Genomic DNA, 16,796 nt, shown 5'->3' with positions numbered 1-16,796 from the left:
CCCGCCCCATTTCCCCAGCAATCACTGCCTTTTTCCATTACCCGGGACGGTCCAGAACCCCCCTCCCCTGCGAACAGTAGAATGGCCCGACCTTCCGCCCCCCCCCCCCCCCCCCCACACAGACGGATCGTCGCTAGCTCAGCAGCCACTACGGCCTACCATGCTCATCCTCGAGCCACCGGCCCGCCCTTCTTGATCCACTGCGGACTGCCAGGCGCACCCAGTACATATACGGGACCCGGATGCGTTTCGGCTGGGGCTGCGGACCGGGGCGAACAGGCCCCGTTGCTGAAACAGTTTCGCCGCTCAGGCAGTTGATCTGCTCCGCCGCCTGCGGCCACAATGGCGACCTGTCGGCTTTCAAGGGCAAGGTGGAACATGACCTCACAAATCGCGATCGTTGATGGCCGCGAGGTCGAGATCAAGGTGATCGAGGACCGGATCATCAGGAACATGGTGAACCAAAGGCGCAGGATCGCCCGCTTCACCTGCGAAGATCCCGACTTCACCATGAAACATGGCAGCGGGATCTTCAGCATCAGTCGGCTGGCCGATCATGACGGCGAGTTCTTCAACCTCGACCTGATCCCCAAAGAAGAAAACTAAACCGAAAGATACAGTTTTCTCCGCTAGCCATGCTCTTTGCGTGCAGCTTTGTGCGCCAGCGCACGTTCAAGATGAGATCTGGGCGCTATTCTGAAATCAGAATCGGGCGGGTGTGTGGTGGCACCCGCCCAATTCAATCCAGGCGGTTCAGGTATTGATTGCGTATCTGTGCCGGCGCGGGTCATCATCCCGGGACAGCCTGACGAATTCGGTCCAAGCCCTTTCGTCGCCAGAGATGGTCCAGGCGTGATAGGCATTGTTTGCCGCGGCATTCGGATGCGAGGTGCGCTCGTTCAAGAGCGCGCGCATCATCCAGTACTCGCCCGTATTTTCATAGAACTCGGCATTAACGTCCAACAGCCTGTAGGCGTGTTTGTATGCCTCGCGCCCGGCGAAATACTCGCATTGCCGGACCATCCCGGACAGGCCACCGGGGTTTCTGTCCTTCAGGCTGGTCTTGATGATCGAGACCACCTTTTCGACCAGATCGCCATCAAGCCTTGGCGCGACCAAGCCATCTTCGTCGAAGACCGGGTGGGTTTCATCGCCGAAATCCATGTTGGCGAAGATATGATGGTAATGGCAGCCCGCGACATGGCTGAGGGGGATGAATTCCTTCCACCGGACCATCGCTGTCTGATAGGTGCCGATCTCGAAGAAATGGGCATTCTCGCGCGCGAAGATCATGTTCGACATGCCCGCGCCGTGCTGCATGACGACGCAGCGCGCGCCGCTGACGCACCTCACCTGTTCCAAGGGCGACATGTTCTCGAAACAGACGACTTCGAAGCCGTTCTTCTGCAGCTTCGCGATCAGCGCGTCCTCTCCCTCCATCACACGGCTGCGCGCCTTGTCGCCCGAGCGCGCGACATAGATGCGCGATCCCCATTTCCGATTCACCAGAGATCCGGCCAGATCGATCATCTGCTGCCGAAAGGCCAGAAGGGTGTCGTCGAAGGTGTTCAGCGCCAGAATTTTCACGGCATGTGGATGAGCATCGTATCCTGCCCATTTCCCGCCAGCGGGCTGGGCAGCCTCGATCGCGGCATGGTGGTCGCCGGAAAACTGATACAGCAAGTGCTGGGCAGAAAGCGGGGTAACGATGCTTTTCCCCGAAAAGTCCTCTCCTTCGTGATAGGCTCCCAGGCGCACCTTGAAGCGCCGGGTCAGGCCCGAGTCCTCAAGCCAGCTTTTGACGAACGGTCGGATCTCGTTCGTGCGCGAGACAAAGCGAAGCGATTTGATGGACGCGTCATGGCTTTCCGGGAACGAAGCCTTCTGCAGGCTTTCGGTCATGAAGTGAAAGAAATTGAAGAAGTTCTTGGATTCGATCACGCATTGACCGGAAAAGCCGTTGGACAGTTCGACCGCCTGCGGATCCTGACGCTCACTCCAGTAATCCTGAAGAAAGGCGGCACATTTCGACGCGTCCTCTGCTTGGCGCTCAAAGGCCTTTCTCGCGCGGATGCCCGCTGCCCCGTTCAGGATGACCCGGTCATCCGAAGCCATGGATTTCCGCTTGATCCCCGGTTTCGCGACCTCGACCATCGATGTGCGAAGCTGGAATGCCGATGACATCCGGCGGTGCCAGTAATAGCCGTCGGCATGTTCATCCAGAACCTCACGACGATTTTCGTGGGTAGTGATGTTATGGGCAACCACGTCACCCAGCGGCTTCTTGGACAGCAGACTGGTCGGTGGACTGAAAAACCTGACGCCGGAATGCGTTCTGAAATTATAGAATTTCATGTCTTTTCCAATCATCGCGCGCACGGCGACGGCCCTGACAGGCGTTTGCCTGTCTTTGCAGGAGACACTCTCCCTGCCGTGACTCCTAGACCATTGCAGAACCAACAGAAACATCGGGGGCCGGAACCTCACGCCGACTTGATCCCCTTTCCTTTGGACATGTCGCGCGGAAAGCCACAGGCGCCACATCGGTCCGAATGCCGGGTTGCGGAAGCCGGCGCCCGGAAAGTATCCCAGATGGAATCGATCCGGGGGAGGAATGCATGAGCGTCGAGCCGATCTGTTTTGTCACGATGGTGCGCGGCGACCATGCGATGCTGGCCAAGTGGATCGCGCATCATTCCGGCCACGTCGCCAGCCGCAGCGCACTGCATGTCTTTCTGCACGGCGAGGATGCTGAGCTGCGCCGGATCGCGGAAGGATGCTCGGTCATCACCCTGCCCTTCGACCCGACCGGCGCCGGCTTCGAAGACGCGCGCAGGCAGCTTTTCTTCGGCCTTGCCGGTGCCCTGCGCGGCTATTACCGGCATGTCATCACGCTGGACTGCGACGAATTCGTCGTGATGGACCCGGCGGCGGGCACCAGTCTGGCCGAGCATCTTGACGCCCATCCGTTCGAGGGGCCCGCCCTGTCCCCACTTGGTTTCGACGTGGTCCAGCGCCGCCGCGTCGAAAAGGATCCGGTGGACATGTCCCGCCCCATCCTTGGCCAGCGCAGCTTCGGGTTTCTTGACGGAACCTACTCCAAGCCCTGCATCTTCCGCCGTCAGCCCAATGGCGGCACCCAGCATTCCCTGGCGGGTGAGGAATGGGAGATCGATCCCGCGATCTTCCTTTTCCATTTCCGCTTCTTCGATGTCGACGTCTCGGGGCAGCTGGCCAAGGATCGGGCCGCAATGGTCCAATCCTTCAACGAGCACGGCACCAAGCATGGCATCGGCACCTGGACGGACCGGGATGTCAGGCTTGCCCGCGCCCTGAAGCTGGCGGATGCAAAGGACTGCCCGGAGCTGACGCCCGAGCTTGTCGAGGCTTTCCGCACCGGCCAGATCGACAATTACAAGTCGCGCGGCGGCAGGTTCATGTGGAAGGATCCCCGCCGTGGACCCTATCGCATTCCCACGCGGTTCGAGGGCATCCTGTGACCGCCCCGATCGCATGGAAGCGGGAATACCCTGCCCCCCTCAAGCGTTTCCAGGTGCTGGGCGAACGCTCCTGCGGGACAAATTTCATGGACGTTCTGCTGGCCCGCAATACCGGGCTGGAGCGGACGCGGGACTATGGCTGGAAGCATTCCTTCCCGCAGTTCAGTTCGGTCCTGCGCGACGACCTGCTGGTCATCTGCTTCCGCGACCCCGAGACCTGGCTGCGCAGCATGTATGCTAAACCCTGGCATGTGCCGGATGCCCGCGTGAACGTGACATTTTCCGAATTCCTGCGCGCACCTTGGGAAACCGTCATGGACATGCCCGGCGCGATGAATGCCGTCGGTCGGCGGCGATCGCTGGGCCTGCCGGTCCAGGGCGACCGTCACCCGATCACCGGTCTTCCGCCCGCGAACCCGGTCCGGTTGCGCAATCTGAAAAACGCGGCCTTCCTTGGCGTGCTTGAACGCAGATGCAACGTCGCCCTGATCCGGCACGAAGACCTCACCCTCCAGCCCCAGGACACAGTCGGCCAGATCTGCGACCTGTTTGGCATCGCGATGAACCAGGGCGAGTTCTTCGTCCCGGCCCGCAGGTTGGGCGAAATGACCCAGCGCAGCATCCAGGGCGACCGCCGCGATGCCACCGCCACCTATTACGACTCCGACCGCGCCTTTGTCCGGGCCGAGCTGGACCATGAGACTGAACAAAGGTTGGGCTATTCGTTCACTTGACAGGACCTGCCCTAGCCACTCGCCTTCCCGCCCAACGCACCCCGCCGCACGACGACATGCCGCAGCGCAACCTCCTCGCCGCTGGACGCATAGTGGACGTCCAGTTCAACCGGCGCCAAATCGACATCACGGACAAAGATGACCGGACGAGGCCCAAGCCACCTACCCCCACTGGGTGAGCGCCATTTCGAACGGCTTCAGATTCCACCCCTTGTCGGCCAGGTAATACTCGCGCCCCGTGATCTTGCCTGCACCGGCACCGGCACGGGACTTCATCAATCCGGCAGCAACCAGACCGTTTGAAATACCAAGGCTTTGAGAGAACTGGGAATAGCGCACATCGTCTCGAAACATCGCGTCGCGCGGGATCAGAAGCGCCCGCCTTTCGCCGAACAGCTCCGACGAGTGTGCGGCAGAGCAATCCTGCCCCGATAAGTGTTACCAATCATCAGCCCACCAAGCCACCAGGGCTTGTTTGATGCAAGTTTCTACGGGCGATTCATGTTATTGAAAGACAAGACCGCCGTAATTTTTGGCGAAAGTGGAGCCATAGTCGGCGCGATTGCCAAGGTGCTGGCCCGCAATGGCGCGCGCCTTTGGTTGGGCGGAAGAAGCCAGAACTTTGGTGCCGCAAGGATATTCAACAACTGGGCCAAATATTAGAAACACCGAGCAAGGACCATAATTGCCGGTGAAAAAGTGGCAGCTCCTTCCAGTCGCCGCCATCCATATTCAAAGGAAAAGACTGCCCGAGGGCGGAAGATCATACCCTTCTCCGCGGGCTTTGTCATAAGCGCCGCGGAGTTCGTTAAGGGTTTTCTCCAGATCGGAGAGAGAGACCGAGAGATCCCCCGCATCCTCGTCGTCCTCATCCATCGCTTCGAGCTGGGCGCGTTCGGCGTCCGCCTGCCGACGGACGGCCTGGATCGCGACGATCAGGCTGGGAACACTAATCTCGATCATGGCTTTCTCCTGGCGCCCCGTCAGTTCTATTTGCTCAATTCCACTTCTCTGGCCACGCAGGCACGCGCCAGATTGTCAAGCGCGCCCCGCAAGGTATCAGGTGTGAGCTTACCACCGGTTGCAACTTCAATCTGATAGTGATGCGCATCCCTGCCGCGCTGCACGACCTTCAATGTCGCGGGTACGGGGGTGCCGCTTGGCATCTTGAAATACTTCCACAGGTAAGGTGGGGACATCGTGTCGCTTACGTCGTGAATGGACGTCCCGGCGCCCTCAGCGATCGTTCCACCCCGTATTGCCCAGTCCTGGCGAGATCGGATTTCGGTTTTCTTGCTGCCATCGGAGCCTTTTACGTTAACCGTCCAGCTGCGCTTTTCAATATCGCCGTCCAGGACGCCTTGAAAATACTCGCCTGCGTATAATTTCCAACTCGCCAGGTCCATCGACGACTTGTTCACCGCACGGAAATAGTCTTTGTCCAAGTTTGCCATGTCAGTCCTCCTGTCGTAATGCAATCGAACTTTATCTTTGAGATTAGCAGGTGCTAGGATTCTCGCAAGGGATCTGCAATCAGGCCGTGTCGGGAACGCGCTCTTTCAGCGCCGACTTAAAGTGGGAAGCGGTGGCGTAGATAGCCGAGTAAGATTATCATTCGGTCCGCGAAACAAAGTCCGGCCCGACAACCTTCCTGACAGGGCGGCTCCAACAACCTGAAACGAAGAAATCAGGCTATCCCGGCGCGGACGGAAGACGTTTTCGTCACCGCAAAGGATGCCGTGGGTACCGCGCCATCGCCTTCCCGGTTCTGACCGCAACTCACTGGGGCGCGCTCATGGTTGAACTCGGGCTGCCGTGCCGCGGTGAACTCAGCCCCGCAAACGGCGCAGCATTCGCCCTACCCTTCCAGAATTCGCAATTTCACTTGCGGCGGCGTCTCGGGCTGCGCGCCAAACCACTCGGGGACCGCTTCATCTCGCCACCAAGGCGTACTACATCGCCTTTGACTGGTTCACGTTCTGGTTCGCAAACGTCAGCACAGCGTTTCGTTAACCGAATGTATTTACTGTCGTCTCTGGGGATGGTGGCGGACAGTGAGGGATTCGAACCCTCGAGACGGTTCCCCGCCTACACACTTTCCAGGCGTGCGCCTTCGACCACTCGGCCAACTGTCCGTGGCGGTCCGTCTAGCGTGATCTACGGACCTGCGCAAGCCGTCAGAGTTTCGAAATTCGTTTCTGAAGTTCCGCGAGTTGCCGACGGATCTCATCCATGTCGGATGGGTCGGCGGACCTGCCGGCACTGCTGCGTCCTGTGGTCGCCGGCTCATCCTCTTCCATTCCGGGACCGGTGCCCGCGGCCCAACCGGCGGTCAGCGCCTTCAGGAAAAGCTGCTGTTGGCGCTGAAGCGCCTCGAAGCCGGGCATGGTCGACATGGGGTTGGGAAAGGTCGACATGTTTTCCATGATCTTCGACTGGCCTTCGCGAAGCATCTCGAAACTGGCGGCAAGGAATTGCGGTACAACCGACTGGGCCTGGGTGGTGTAGCTGCGCACAAGATCGGTCAGGACCTCGATCGGCAAGACGTTTTCGCCGCGGCTTTCATGTTCGGCAATGATCTGCAGCAGATACTGGCGGGTCAGATCGTCGCCGCTTTTCAGGTCCACGATCTGGACCTGGCGACCGGCGCGGATGAAGCCTGAAATATCCTCAAGCGTGACGTAATCGCTGGTCTCGGTATTGTAGAGGCGCCGGCTGGCATAGCGCTTGATCAAAAGGGGCGCGGTATTGTCAAGCTCGGCCATGAAACCTCCAGCGATGCATTTGCAGCATGATGGGAAAACGGCCGTCGAATTGCAAAGAAAATCGCCGGGCCATTCCTGGCCCGGACGGTGCATCATCCTTGCGGCGGTGGCGGCGGACCGCCCCGCGGCAGGAAACGGATCAGGCCTTGGCGGTCTGACCAGAGGCGACGCTGGCGGCCTTCTTGACGGCGGCCTGAGTCTCGCGCGCGGCAGATTCCGCAGCTTTCTGGGTTTCGGTCGCGATGTCCTTGCCGGCGGTCAGCATCAGGTCGACGGTGTCCATCTGGACCTTCTTCGCCACCTCGGCAAAGGCGGCCATGTGCTCGGCAGCCATCTCGGCAGCGGCCGAGGCGAAGTCGCCGACAGCCTTGGCATATTCCGACGGCTCTTCCTTCGAGCTGGTCAGTTCGCCCACGCGTGCGATGGTATCCTTGGCCCACTGGGCCGAGATCTCGGTCGAACGTTCTGCCGCGGCCAGCGCAACCTTGGCCATCTTCTCGCCCAGCGCGGTCTGCGACTTGAACGCGTCCTGGAAGGACGAGGTGTCCACCGGGAATTTCGCCATCATCTCTTGCATGGTTTTGGTGAAGTCAGGGGTCTTGACCATTTTCCATCTCCTGGATCGGCGCGCAGGATCTCAGGGCGCCGGTGAATAACCTACGAGACCGAATATAAATGCTGCACTGCAGCAATTCAACATTTTTCGCCGCGGTGCAGCAAAAAATTTGTCAGGCCCTTTCGTGGACATAAAGACCGGGTGCCGGGCCCATCCCCTCTCCGGGGTCGCGGGCCGAGACAAATCCACCCGCATGGGGGCGAAGCCAGTCCCCCCAGGTGGGCCACCAGCTGCCTTCATGGAAGCTTGCCTGTTCGCGCCAGGGATCGAACCCGTCGTCAAAGCCGCGATCCGACAAGTAATGGCCGTATTTCTTCTTGCCCGGCGGATTGATGATCCCGGCGATATGTCCCGACTCGGACAGGATGAAGGTCTTGTCTGCCGACCCCATCATCGACACGCCCCGCCAGCTGTCCCGCGCGGGGGCAATGTGATCGGTTTCACAGGCGATGGCGCAAAGCGGCACTGTCACGTCGCGAACACTCAGCGGCAATCCGAAAAGCTCGAACCCCTCGTTCACGAAGGTGTTCTGCTGGCAAAGGCCGCGCAGATATTCCATCGCCATGCGACCCGGCAGGTTGGTCCCGTCCCCGTTCCAGAACAGCAGATCAAAAGCCGGGGGGCGCTCGCCCATCATGTAGCTTCGGATCGCGGGCGCCCAAATCAGGTCGTTGGCGCGCAGGAAGCTGAAGGTCCGCGTCATCAGCTGCGAACTGAGGACACCGGTCCGCGACGCCTCCTGCCCGATGCCGGACACGAAGTCCTCTTGCAGGAAGGCAGTAAACTCTCCCTGATCCGAGAAATCGGTCAGCGTGGTGAAGAAGGTGGCAGAGTTCACCCGGTCGTCCCCGCGCTGCTTCAGAAGCGACAGGGTCAAGGCCAGCGTCGTGCCCGCGATGCAATAGCCGATCACATTCAGCTTGGGCTGGTCCGTCAGATCCAGCACCCGGTCCATGACCTCGAGATAGGCGCGGACATAGTCGTCCATCCCTGTGTCGCCATAGGATGGGTCGGGGTTCTTCCAGGCGACGACGAACAAGGTGTGGCCCTGATCCACGATCCACTTGATCAGGCTGTTCTGAGGCTTCAGGTCCAGGATGTAGAACTTGTTGATCCAGGGCGGAAAGATCACCAGCGGGATTTCATGGACCTGCTCTGTCGTGGGCTTGTACTGGATCAGCTCGAACAACGGGGTGCGGGCAACGACGGTGCCTTGCGTCGCGCCCAGGTCCTCGCCGACCCGGAACGCATCGCGATCGGCAAGCGAGACGATCATCTCGCCTCCATGAGCCTCGACATCCTGGACAAGATTCTCAAGCCCCTTGACGAGGCTTTCACCCTCGGTCGCAAGGGCTTTCTCCAGCGCGTCAGGATTGGTCGCAAGAAAGTTCGTCGGCGCCATCATGTCGATGATCTGCCGGGTGAACCATTCGATCCGGCGCCGGTCGGTCATGTTCGACACGTCAAGATCGCTGGCCGCCTTGCGCATGGCATCGGCATTGATCTGGTATTGTCGCTTGATGAAATTGAAGAACGGATGGCTTTCCCACAGAGGGTTTGAAAAGCGCCGGTCTTTTGGCCCCTCATGGGGGGGCGCGCGGAATGTCCCTCGGGCAAGTGCCGCCTGCGCCTCGGCGAAATGGCGCAGCGTCTCGCCCCAATAGCCGACCTGCTGGCTCAGCACCCGTTCGGGCTGCTCGGCCAGCAACTTGACCCAGGCCGAGGCAGCAGCAGTGAACAGGTCGGGACCGGGGGCTTCGACCCCCGGATTCTTCGGCTCACGCGTGGCCAGCGCACTGACGAGGCGCTGAGTCAGCGACTCGATGCGCTCGATGTTCTGGGCAAGCTGTTCGGGCAGACGGCTGTGCGGGCCAAACGCGGCTTCCATGAACTCCGTCGCGCCATGCGGATGCGCGGCGGGTTCGCCGCGCGGCGAAGCGCTGGTCCCGGTCCGCGCCCCGGTGTCGGGGGCCAGGGTATCGGGCGCCACAGACTCGGGGGACGGGCTGTCGGCGGCGGTCTTGGCAGCCTTGCCTGCCCGCCCCGGCTTGCGATGCGTGGTCGTGCGGGTATCGCTGCGCTCGGGCGAATGGGCGCGGCTGGCGGCACCCCCCCGATCCGGCGACTTGGCAGTGAGCGTCGTGCCCGCCGCCTTGCCCTTGACCTTGGCCGCCGCAGATTTGACTGGTGCAGATTTGGCGGGCGCAGCACTCACGGCAGGTTTTGCCGCAACCGGATCGGCGACCTTGACCTTGCTGCGGGACCGCGCGGCAGAGGTTTTCTTCATCACTTCGGCGGCAGCAGGCTTGGGCGCGGATTCGCCTGACGTGCTCTTTTCGGACTTCCCGCTGGAGGAGCGGCTGCCCGCACGACTGCCCGTTCCGGCCGCAGTCCTGTTGCGCGGCGGCTTGCCGGATTTGTCGTTCCTGTCGGCCATAATTGACAATCCTCCATCGGCGTAAAATCATTATGCCTGTCCCGAAACGCAGGTAAAGCCGTGTCCTGCTCGGCGTGCCTCTAACGCATACAGGTACATAGGATGGCGACTTACAAGGGCGCAAAGGGGATCGTTTCCTACGACGCGATGGAAACGATCCGGAACACGAATGAGTGGCTCGGCGCGACGGCACGGGCCTTCGGCTCCTATCCGGCTTTCGCGCTGATGCCGCATCCGATGTTCAAGCTGATATCGGCCTGGGGCCGTGTGACCGAGCGAAGCTTTTCCCGCATGGTCATCAAGCCCGACTGGAACCTCCCCCCCATCGTGTCCGAGGACGGGCAGGATCACATCGTCTATGTCGAGCCGGTGCTGAAGCGCGATTTCGGCGACCTCGTCCATTTCCGCGTGGCGCGTCGAGACCCGATGCCCCGACGTGTGCTGCTTGTCGCACCGATGTCGGGCCATTACGCGACGCTTCTGCGCTCGACCGTCACCTCGCTCTTGCCCGATTGCGAGGTGTATGTCACCGACTGGCACAATGCCCGCGACATTCCCGTCAGCGCCGGCAAGTTCGATGTCGAGGATTACACCCAATATCTGGTGGATTTCCTGCGCCACCTTGGCCCCGGCACGAACATGATCGCGATCTGCCAGCCCGCGCCGCTGGCCCTGGCCGCGACCGCCCTGCTCGCAGCCGAGGATCCGGCACATCAGCCCCGCTCCCTGATCCTGATCGGCGGTCCCATCGATCCCGACGCCAAGGCGACCGAAGTGACCGATTTCGGCCACCGTATGACGATGGGCGAACTCGACCTCCTGTTGATCCAGCAGGTCGGCTTCAAGTATCGCGGCGCGGGACGCATGGTCTATCCGGGGCTTGCGCAGCTCAGTTCATTCATCGCGATGAATGCCGATACCCACGCCAATGCCTTCATCGACCAGATCTTCGCCGAAGCGCGGGGCGAGGCGTCGGACGGCGACCGCCACAACCGGTTCTATGACGAATACCTGGCCGTCATGGACATGACGGCCGAATTCTATCTCTCGACGGTGCAGCGCATCTTCAAGGAGAATCAGATCGCGCGGAATGAATTCACGGTGGGCGGCCGCAAGGTCGACATCAAGGCGATCCGCGATGTCGCGATCATGACGGTCGAGGGCGCGAATGACGACATCTCGGCCCCCGGCCAATGCGTCGCGGCGCTGGACCTGTGCAGCAGCGTCCCGCCCGAACGCAAGGTCCAGCACCTGGAGCCGAATGCCGGGCATTACGGCATCTTCGCCGGGAAAAGCTGGCGCTTGAACATCCGTCCGCTGGTGCTCGACTTCATCGACGAACATCTCAGCAGCGAGCCCCCGGCACGGCGTCGGCGCGGCGGCAGTCAGCCGGCGGATTGCGGGCGCGTCACCCCGAATGAGGAAGATGGCAAGCTTGCCATCTGACCGCAGGGCAAGGCGCGCGGCCTAGCGGGCGCGCGCCAGCACTTCCTGCACCGAATTGCCGATCAGATCCAGGCATTCAGGTGTCGAGAATCGATGATCGGCGCCCTTGACCAGAAGCAGCCGCATATCCGCGCCCGTGGCATGTGCCAGCAGATCCGTCGCCCAGTGAACCGGAACATCCTCGTCCGCGGTCCCTTGCAGGAATCGGGTGGGGAATGGCAACTCCAGCGGCTCGGCCAGCACCTGGTGGTTGCGTCCGTCCTCGATCAGGCGGCGCGTGATGACATAGGGATCGCCGTATTCACTGGGCCGAAGGATCTGCCCCTCGCGCAGCAGTTCCTCGCGCAGGGCCGGGGTGAATTCGGGCCAGAAGCCGCGTTCGGTGAAATCGGGTGCGGCGGCGATGGTCACCAGGCCCGCCACGCGCTCGGGCAAGGCGCGAGCCAGTAGCAGGCTGATCCAGCCGCCCATGCTCGATCCGACCAGAACCTGCGGCCCGGTGGTCAGGGAAAGGATCGCGCGCGCATCAGCCAGCCAGTCGCCGATGCAGCCATCCTCGAACGCGCCATCCGACGCGCCATGCCCGGAATAGTCGAATCGCAAAAAGGCTTGACCGTGAGTCCTCGCCCATTCCTCCAGCCACAGGGCTTTGGTTCCCTGCATGTCGGATCGAAAACCACCCAGAAACACCACGCCGGGGCCCTGCCCCTCGGCTCGGCAATAGGCCAGGCGGCCATGCGGACCATCCAGAAACTCTGTCATTCACCGTTTCCCAAATACCCTGCGGGGGAGTCGCGCGGCGCGCGACGGGGGCGCAAAGCCCCCCTCTCCCTAGCCACATTGACAACGCCCGGCAATCGCGCGGTCCCTTATGCACCGTCGCATGGACGCTGACTGATCCAGATCGCGGGTCGTTGCATCCTCTCAGGCATTCCAGCGTTCATGATTGCCCGATCAAGGCAATGCCACGCTGCAGATATGCCATGACGACCTCGCTGCCGGGACGCAGCGGGTCGGCCGTATCCCCTCTGTCCACCAGGAAAATCCGCCCAACAGGAGTTTCAACTTCGTATTCCGCATAATCGCCCAGATAGGCTGAACTTTGCACCTTGCCCGGCAGGACCTCGGCATCGGACGCCGTCCGGGCGGCGGAGATGGACAGGGCATTCGGACGCAGAGCCGCCTTTGCGGGACCGATGCGCGCAGGCGGGCCCGGCAGTTCTACCATCAACCCCCCAAGGCTGACGCGGTTCTTTCCGTCCTCGTACCCCAGCACCTCGCACGCGACGACATTCGCCTCGCCGATGAAATCCGCGATGAACTCCGATGCGGGGTGCTGGTAAAGTTCGCGCGGAGCGCCGTCCTGTGCAATCCGGCCCTGATTCATCACGATGATGCGGTCCGAAACCGCCAGTGCCTCGTCCTGATCGTGGGTCACATAGACGGCCGTGAAGCCCAGGCGCTGCTGAAGCTCGCGGATCTCGGTGCGCACACGGCGACGCAGACGCGCGTCGAGGTTGGAGAGCGGCTCGTCCAGAAGCAGGACTTGGGGCTTCAGGACCAGTGCGCGCGCCACGGCCACGCGCTGCTGCTGCCCCCCCGAAAGCTCGGACGGCAGCCGTCCTCCCAGACCCGCCAGACCCACCAGATCGAGTCCCGCTTTTGCGGCCTCTGCCACCTCTGCCCGCGCCATGCCACTGGATTCAAGCCCATAGGCCACGTTCTGCAGCACGCTCATATGCGGAAACAATGCATAGCTTTGAAACACCATTGTCACGTCGCGGCGGTTCGGCGGCAGCCTCGTCACGTCCTGACCGCCGATCAGGATGGTGCCCGATGTCGGTGTCTCCAATCCCGCCAGCATCCTCAGCGTCGTGGTCTTGCCGCAGCCCGATGGCCCCAGCAGTGTGACCAGTTCGCCCGCGTTGATCTTCAGATCCAGACCAGGAACCGCAACGAATGCGCCATAGGCTTTTGTCACGGCGCGGAATTCCACCGATCCCCGTTCGGTTGAGGTCATGTTGCGGTCTTTCTGGTTGTCGCACCGGACCGGCGCAGTCTGCGTTCACCCACCAGGAACTGGAACAGCCCGATGACGGTAAGCATCACAAGGATCAGTGCCGAGGAATAGGCGATCGCCACGCCGTAACGGCCATTCTCGACCAACCCGACGATATAGGCCGTCGCCATGTTGTACTTGGCCGAAACAAGAAAGATCACCGCCGAGATCGAGGTGACAGCCCGCACGAAGCTGTAGACCAGCGCAGCAAGGATGGCCGGGCGCAGCAGTGGCAGGATCACCCGGCGAAGCGTGCGGCCCGACCCCGCGCCAAGCGTCAGCGAGGCTTCATCAAGGCTGGCGTCGATCTGCGCCATGGCCGCCACGCCGCCACGCACCCCAACGGGCATGTTTCGGAACACAAAGCAGACGATCAGGATCAGCGCCGTGCCGGTCATCTGGATCGGCGGCAGGTTGAAGGCCATGATGTAGCTGACGCCGATGACCGTGCCCGGAATGGCAAAGCTCATCATCAGGGCGAATTCGAAAAGGCCCTTGCCGGGGAAGCGTTGCCGCGCGATCAGCCACCCCGTCAACAGCCCGACCGCAGCCGTAAGGGGCGCAGCCATCAGCGCGATCAGCATGGTCGTCCAGAAGCTGTTCCAGGCGACGCCGGTCCAGTGCAGGCCGTTGTTCCAGCTGATCCCGAGTGCCTCGGCATAGTGTTCCAGCGTCAGGGTATGGTCGAGCCCCCAAAGCTTCACGAAGCCGCCGAAAAGGATCATCGCATAGATGACAAGGGTAAACATGCTCCAGACCGCGACGATGATCGTGATGGGCCAGGAGATGCGGGCAGGAAGCCGGGCATGCGTGCCGCCGTCGCCCTTGCCGGTAACGGTGGCAAAGCTGCGGCCCGAAAGCCAAAGCCTTTGCGCCAGAAAGGCCGAAAGCGTGAAAAGCAGCAGCACGGCCGCCAGAACAGCCGCGCGCGACGGATCGTTCTGAGCGCCGACGACCGAGAAGAAGATTTCTGTTGAAAGCACGCCACCAGATCCGCCCAGCACCATCGGATTGCCGAAATCCGCCATGCTTTCGATGAAACCAATCAGGAACGCATTGGCCAGACCCGGCGCCATCAGCGGCAGCGACACTCGGCGAAAGGTGCGCCAGCGATCCGCGTGCAACGTCTGCGAGGCTTCCTCGATCGATGGGCTGACTCCCTCGACCACGCCGACCAGCACGAGGAACGAAACGGGCGTGAAGCTGAGAACCTGCGCCAGCCAGATCCCGGTCAGGCCATAAAGCCACCGCCCCAGTTCGAAACCGGTCATGGTTTGCACGAATTGCGTGATCGTGCCCGATCGGCCCAGCAGCATGATCAGTGCAAGGCCCACCACGAATGGCGGGGTGATGATCGGCAGGATCGACAGAAGCCGCAATGCCTTCTTGAAGGGGACGTTGGTGCGGGTGGCGACCAGCGCGAATGCAAGGCCAAGCGCCGTTGATGCCGTGGCTGTGCAGATGGCAAGGAAAAAGGTCCGCCACGCGACACCGCAATAGCCCCCTGCCAGACAGGACAAGCTCCAGATCTTTGGGTCGACAAGGTTGCGCGCCACTCCTTCCGCGGTGAACGAGCCGTCGAAATCCTGGAAGGCGCCGATGAAGATCGACAGGATCGGGTAAAAGACGAAGACCGCGACCAGAAGGATCAGAAGCGCAATGGCGGTCAGCACAAAGGCATCGCCCTTCAGCGTCCCCTTTTCTGCCAGTCCAAACGAGATCAGGCAGGTAAACGCGACCCCCAGCACGACCGCCCCCGCCCCGAAGGCCTGCTGGCCGGAGACTTCACCGAAGACCCGCTCCAGCAGATCCCAGTTCCATCCCCGTGTGCCGATGGCGAGCCCCTGGACCGTCAGCCAGCCCAACCCGACCCAGCCAAGCCAGATCATTGCCCGCCCCCGCGACGGCCCCGGCGAACGGGAAAAACGCAGGGCACCCGCGATCGCCAGCAGAAGAACGACTGGCCAAAGTTGCCATCGCCCCAGTGCGGCCTGCGCAGCGCCGGGCATCAACTCGGGACGGCTGAAAAGGTCGCCGATCCATTTGAAGCCAAAGAAGCCCGCACGCACCCGGTACCAGGGCAGCACCAGAATTGCGAAGGTCGCTGCGACAAGAAGCCAGTCCAGCCGCCTGTTGTCACGGTTCATCGCGGACCCGATCGCATGTGCAAGAGCGGCCTGATGCCGCTCTTGCGCAGTCATGGTCATTGACCGGCACGGCCGCCGATCTCGGAATCCCAGCGAGTCAGCAGCCGCTTGCGCTCATCGGCTGAACCGAACTTGGCGAAATCGTAGTCGATCAGCTTTATCTTTGACAGGTCGGGCACCTCCTTGGCGGTGGTCGCGGCCTTGTTCGACGGGATCTGGAACGACCCGGCCTCTGGCATCAGGTTCTGCGCCTCGGGCGTCAGCACCCATTCGTAAAAGGCCTTGGCCTCGTCAGGGTTCTGGGCCCCCTCGACCAGGGACATCGAACCGACCTCGAAGCCAGTGCCCTCGCAGGGGGCGATCGTCTTGATCGGGAAGCCTTCGACGGTCTGCGACACCGCGTCGTGCATGAAGACGATGCCCAGCCCCGTCTCGCCGCGCGCAGCCGCCTTCACGGGAGCGGAACCTGATTTCGTATATTGCGAGACATTCTTGTTGAGCGCCTTCAGATAGTCGAAGGCCTTGTCCTCGCCCATGATCTGCACCAGCGTCGCCAGCGCGGTATAGGCCGTGCCGGAGGAGTTCGGATCGGCGATCTGGATTTCGCCCTTCAGGCCGGGATCCAGCAAATCCGCCCAGCAGGCCGGTTCCTTCAAGCCCTTCTTGGCAAAGATGTCGGTGTTGTAGCCCCAGCCGAGCGCGCCGGTATAGACGCCCACGGTGCGATAGCCCGAAACCTCTGCCTGCTTGACCGCCCAGTCCTGCAACTGCGGCAGGCTGGGGGACTTGTATTCCGCGGTCAACTCGTCGGCCGCCGCCTGAAGATGGGGGTCACCGGTCCCGCCCCACCACAGATCGGTCTGCGGGTTGCGCGCCTCGGCCCGCAATTTGGCGTAGGTTTCGCCCGAGGACAGGCGGACCATGTTCACATTGATGTCCGAATGCCCGGCTTCGAAAGCACCGACAAGTTTTTCGCAGATGACCACATCCGCCGAGCAGATCAGGTTGAGTTCTGCCGCCTGAGCGACTGCAGGCGAAAGCGCGGCCGACCCCAGCAGGGCGGCCAGTATCTTGATTTTCATTTCTTTCCTC

Annotated in this window: 16 protein-coding genes and 1 tRNA gene; 5 read left to right on the top strand and 12 right to left on the bottom strand. The window is 61.8% G+C overall.

What is annotated here, in order from left to right:
- Positions 1-378 precede the first annotated feature (378 nt).
- Positions 379-606: a hypothetical protein gene (locus tag RM190_RS08870; protein WP_311759054.1), complete on the top strand. Its 228-nt coding sequence runs from the start codon at positions 379-381 to the stop codon at positions 604-606.
- 147 nt (positions 607-753) lie between these two features.
- Here RM190_RS08870 and RM190_RS08865 read toward each other — a convergent pair whose 3' ends face one another.
- Entirely contained in the window at positions 754-2,355 is a 1,602-nt protein-coding gene (locus tag RM190_RS08865) for a glycosyltransferase family 61 protein (protein ID WP_311759053.1), read from the bottom strand.
- 263 nt (positions 2,356-2,618) lie between these two features.
- Here RM190_RS08865 and RM190_RS08860 point away from each other — a divergent pair, with 263 nt between their 5' ends.
- Positions 2,619-3,500: a glycosyltransferase family 2 protein gene (locus RM190_RS08860; RefSeq protein WP_311759052.1), complete on the top strand. Its 882-nt coding sequence runs from the start codon at positions 2,619-2,621 to the stop codon at positions 3,498-3,500.
- Between the two features lie 86 nt (positions 3,501-3,586).
- Positions 3,587-4,234 (top strand): hypothetical protein, encoded by a 648-nt coding sequence (locus RM190_RS08855; protein ID WP_311759051.1) that lies wholly within the window; start codon positions 3,587-3,589, stop codon positions 4,232-4,234.
- A gap of 162 nt (positions 4,235-4,396) precedes the next feature.
- Here the strand turns inward: RM190_RS08855 and RM190_RS08850 are convergent, their stop codons facing one another.
- Complete coding sequence (locus RM190_RS08850) at positions 4,397-4,588, bottom strand: hypothetical protein (RefSeq protein WP_311759050.1); 192 nt, start codon at positions 4,586-4,588, stop codon at positions 4,397-4,399.
- Between the two features lie 147 nt (positions 4,589-4,735).
- On the opposite strand from RM190_RS08850, the gene RM190_RS08845 reads away from it, so the two are divergent.
- Complete coding sequence (locus tag RM190_RS08845) at positions 4,736-4,897, top strand: hypothetical protein (RefSeq protein ID WP_311759049.1); 162 nt, start codon at positions 4,736-4,738, stop codon at positions 4,895-4,897.
- 69 nt (positions 4,898-4,966) lie between these two features.
- Here the strand turns inward: RM190_RS08845 and RM190_RS08840 are convergent, their stop codons facing one another.
- From RM190_RS08840 to phaC, 6 genes are all read right to left on the bottom strand, one after another.
- Positions 4,967-5,197 (bottom strand): hypothetical protein, encoded by a 231-nt coding sequence (locus RM190_RS08840; protein ID WP_311759048.1) that lies wholly within the window; start codon positions 5,195-5,197, stop codon positions 4,967-4,969.
- Between the two features lie 26 nt (positions 5,198-5,223).
- Positions 5,224-5,688 carry a Tse2 family ADP-ribosyltransferase toxin gene (locus tag RM190_RS08835; protein WP_311759047.1) on the bottom strand — a complete coding sequence of 155 codons (465 nt, stop codon included), beginning with the start codon at positions 5,686-5,688 and terminating at the stop codon, positions 5,224-5,226.
- A 591-nt stretch (positions 5,689-6,279) separates the two neighbouring features.
- Positions 6,280-6,369, bottom strand: a tRNA-Ser gene (locus RM190_RS08830).
- A gap of 42 nt (positions 6,370-6,411) precedes the next feature.
- Positions 6,412-6,999 carry a polyhydroxyalkanoate synthesis repressor PhaR gene (gene phaR, locus RM190_RS08825; protein WP_311759046.1) on the bottom strand — a complete coding sequence of 196 codons (588 nt, stop codon included), beginning with the start codon at positions 6,997-6,999 and terminating at the stop codon, positions 6,412-6,414.
- Positions 7,000-7,138: 139 nt separating this feature from the next.
- Complete coding sequence (locus tag RM190_RS08820; RefSeq protein ID WP_311759045.1) at positions 7,139-7,606, bottom strand: Phasin; 468 nt, start codon at positions 7,604-7,606, stop codon at positions 7,139-7,141.
- 121 nt (positions 7,607-7,727) lie between these two features.
- Complete coding sequence (phaC, locus tag RM190_RS08815; RefSeq protein WP_390908165.1) at positions 7,728-9,902, bottom strand: class I poly(R)-hydroxyalkanoic acid synthase; 2,175 nt, start codon at positions 9,900-9,902, stop codon at positions 7,728-7,730.
- 252 nt (positions 9,903-10,154) lie between these two features.
- Between phaC and phaZ the strand changes: the two genes are divergently transcribed.
- A complete protein-coding gene (gene phaZ, locus RM190_RS08810) occupies positions 10,155-11,498 on the top strand; it encodes a polyhydroxyalkanoate depolymerase (protein ID WP_311759044.1) in 1,344 nt (447 codons plus the stop codon).
- Positions 11,499-11,519: 21 nt separating this feature from the next.
- Here the strand turns inward: phaZ and RM190_RS08805 are convergent, their stop codons facing one another.
- From RM190_RS08805 to RM190_RS08790, 4 genes are all read right to left on the bottom strand, one after another.
- Positions 11,520-12,260, bottom strand: a complete 741-nt coding sequence (locus tag RM190_RS08805; RefSeq protein WP_311759043.1) for an alpha/beta hydrolase — start codon at positions 12,258-12,260, stop codon at positions 11,520-11,522.
- A gap of 178 nt (positions 12,261-12,438) precedes the next feature.
- Positions 12,439-13,518 carry an ABC transporter ATP-binding protein gene (locus RM190_RS08800; protein ID WP_311759042.1) on the bottom strand — a complete coding sequence of 360 codons (1,080 nt, stop codon included), beginning with the start codon at positions 13,516-13,518 and terminating at the stop codon, positions 12,439-12,441.
- On the bottom strand, positions 13,515-15,764 hold the full coding sequence (locus RM190_RS08795; protein WP_311759041.1) for an ABC transporter permease: 2,250 nt from the start codon (positions 15,762-15,764) through the stop codon (positions 13,515-13,517). The genes RM190_RS08800 and RM190_RS08795 overlap by 4 nt, the downstream gene beginning before the upstream one ends.
- Positions 15,761-16,786, bottom strand: a complete 1,026-nt coding sequence (locus tag RM190_RS08790) for an ABC transporter substrate-binding protein (protein WP_311759040.1) — start codon at positions 16,784-16,786, stop codon at positions 15,761-15,763. Before RM190_RS08790 ends, RM190_RS08795 begins: the two co-directional genes overlap by 4 nt.
- Positions 16,787-16,796 lie beyond the last annotated feature (10 nt).

The organism is Paracoccus broussonetiae (genome assembly GCF_031854425.1).
Taxonomy (GTDB): Bacteria; Pseudomonadota; Alphaproteobacteria; order Rhodobacterales; family Rhodobacteraceae; genus Paracoccus; species Paracoccus broussonetiae.
This window is presented reverse-complemented; position numbering and strand designations above follow the sequence as displayed.

Coding starts and splice junctions, on each gene's coding strand:
- RM190_RS08870 (WP_311759054.1), top strand. CDS start 379: ATGACCTCACAAATCGCGATCGTTGATGGCCGCGAGGTCGAGATCAAG.
- RM190_RS08865 (WP_311759053.1), bottom strand. CDS start 2,355: ATGAAATTCTATAATTTCAGAACGCATTCCGGCGTCAGGTTTTTCAGT.
- RM190_RS08860 (WP_311759052.1), top strand. CDS start 2,619: ATGAGCGTCGAGCCGATCTGTTTTGTCACGATGGTGCGCGGCGACCAT.
- RM190_RS08855 (WP_311759051.1), top strand. CDS start 3,587: ATGGACGTTCTGCTGGCCCGCAATACCGGGCTGGAGCGGACGCGGGAC.
- RM190_RS08850 (WP_311759050.1), bottom strand. CDS start 4,588: ATGTTTCGAGACGATGTGCGCTATTCCCAGTTCTCTCAAAGCCTTGGT.
- RM190_RS08845 (WP_311759049.1), top strand. CDS start 4,736: ATGTTATTGAAAGACAAGACCGCCGTAATTTTTGGCGAAAGTGGAGCC.
- RM190_RS08840 (WP_311759048.1), bottom strand. CDS start 5,197: ATGATCGAGATTAGTGTTCCCAGCCTGATCGTCGCGATCCAGGCCGTC.
- RM190_RS08835 (WP_311759047.1), bottom strand. CDS start 5,688: ATGGCAAACTTGGACAAAGACTATTTCCGTGCGGTGAACAAGTCGTCG.
- phaR (WP_311759046.1), bottom strand. CDS start 6,999: ATGGCCGAGCTTGACAATACCGCGCCCCTTTTGATCAAGCGCTATGCC.
- RM190_RS08820 (WP_311759045.1), bottom strand. CDS start 7,606: ATGGTCAAGACCCCTGACTTCACCAAAACCATGCAAGAGATGATGGCG.
- phaC (WP_390908165.1), bottom strand. CDS start 9,902: ATGAAGAAAACCTCTGCCGCGCGGTCCCGCAGCAAGGTCAAGGTCGCC.
- phaZ (WP_311759044.1), top strand. CDS start 10,155: ATGGCGACTTACAAGGGCGCAAAGGGGATCGTTTCCTACGACGCGATG.
- RM190_RS08805 (WP_311759043.1), bottom strand. CDS start 12,260: ATGACAGAGTTTCTGGATGGTCCGCATGGCCGCCTGGCCTATTGCCGA.
- RM190_RS08800 (WP_311759042.1), bottom strand. CDS start 13,518: ATGACCTCAACCGAACGGGGATCGGTGGAATTCCGCGCCGTGACAAAA.
- RM190_RS08795 (WP_311759041.1), bottom strand. CDS start 15,764: ATGACCATGACTGCGCAAGAGCGGCATCAGGCCGCTCTTGCACATGCG.
- RM190_RS08790 (WP_311759040.1), bottom strand. CDS start 16,786: ATGAAAATCAAGATACTGGCCGCCCTGCTGGGGTCGGCCGCGCTTTCG.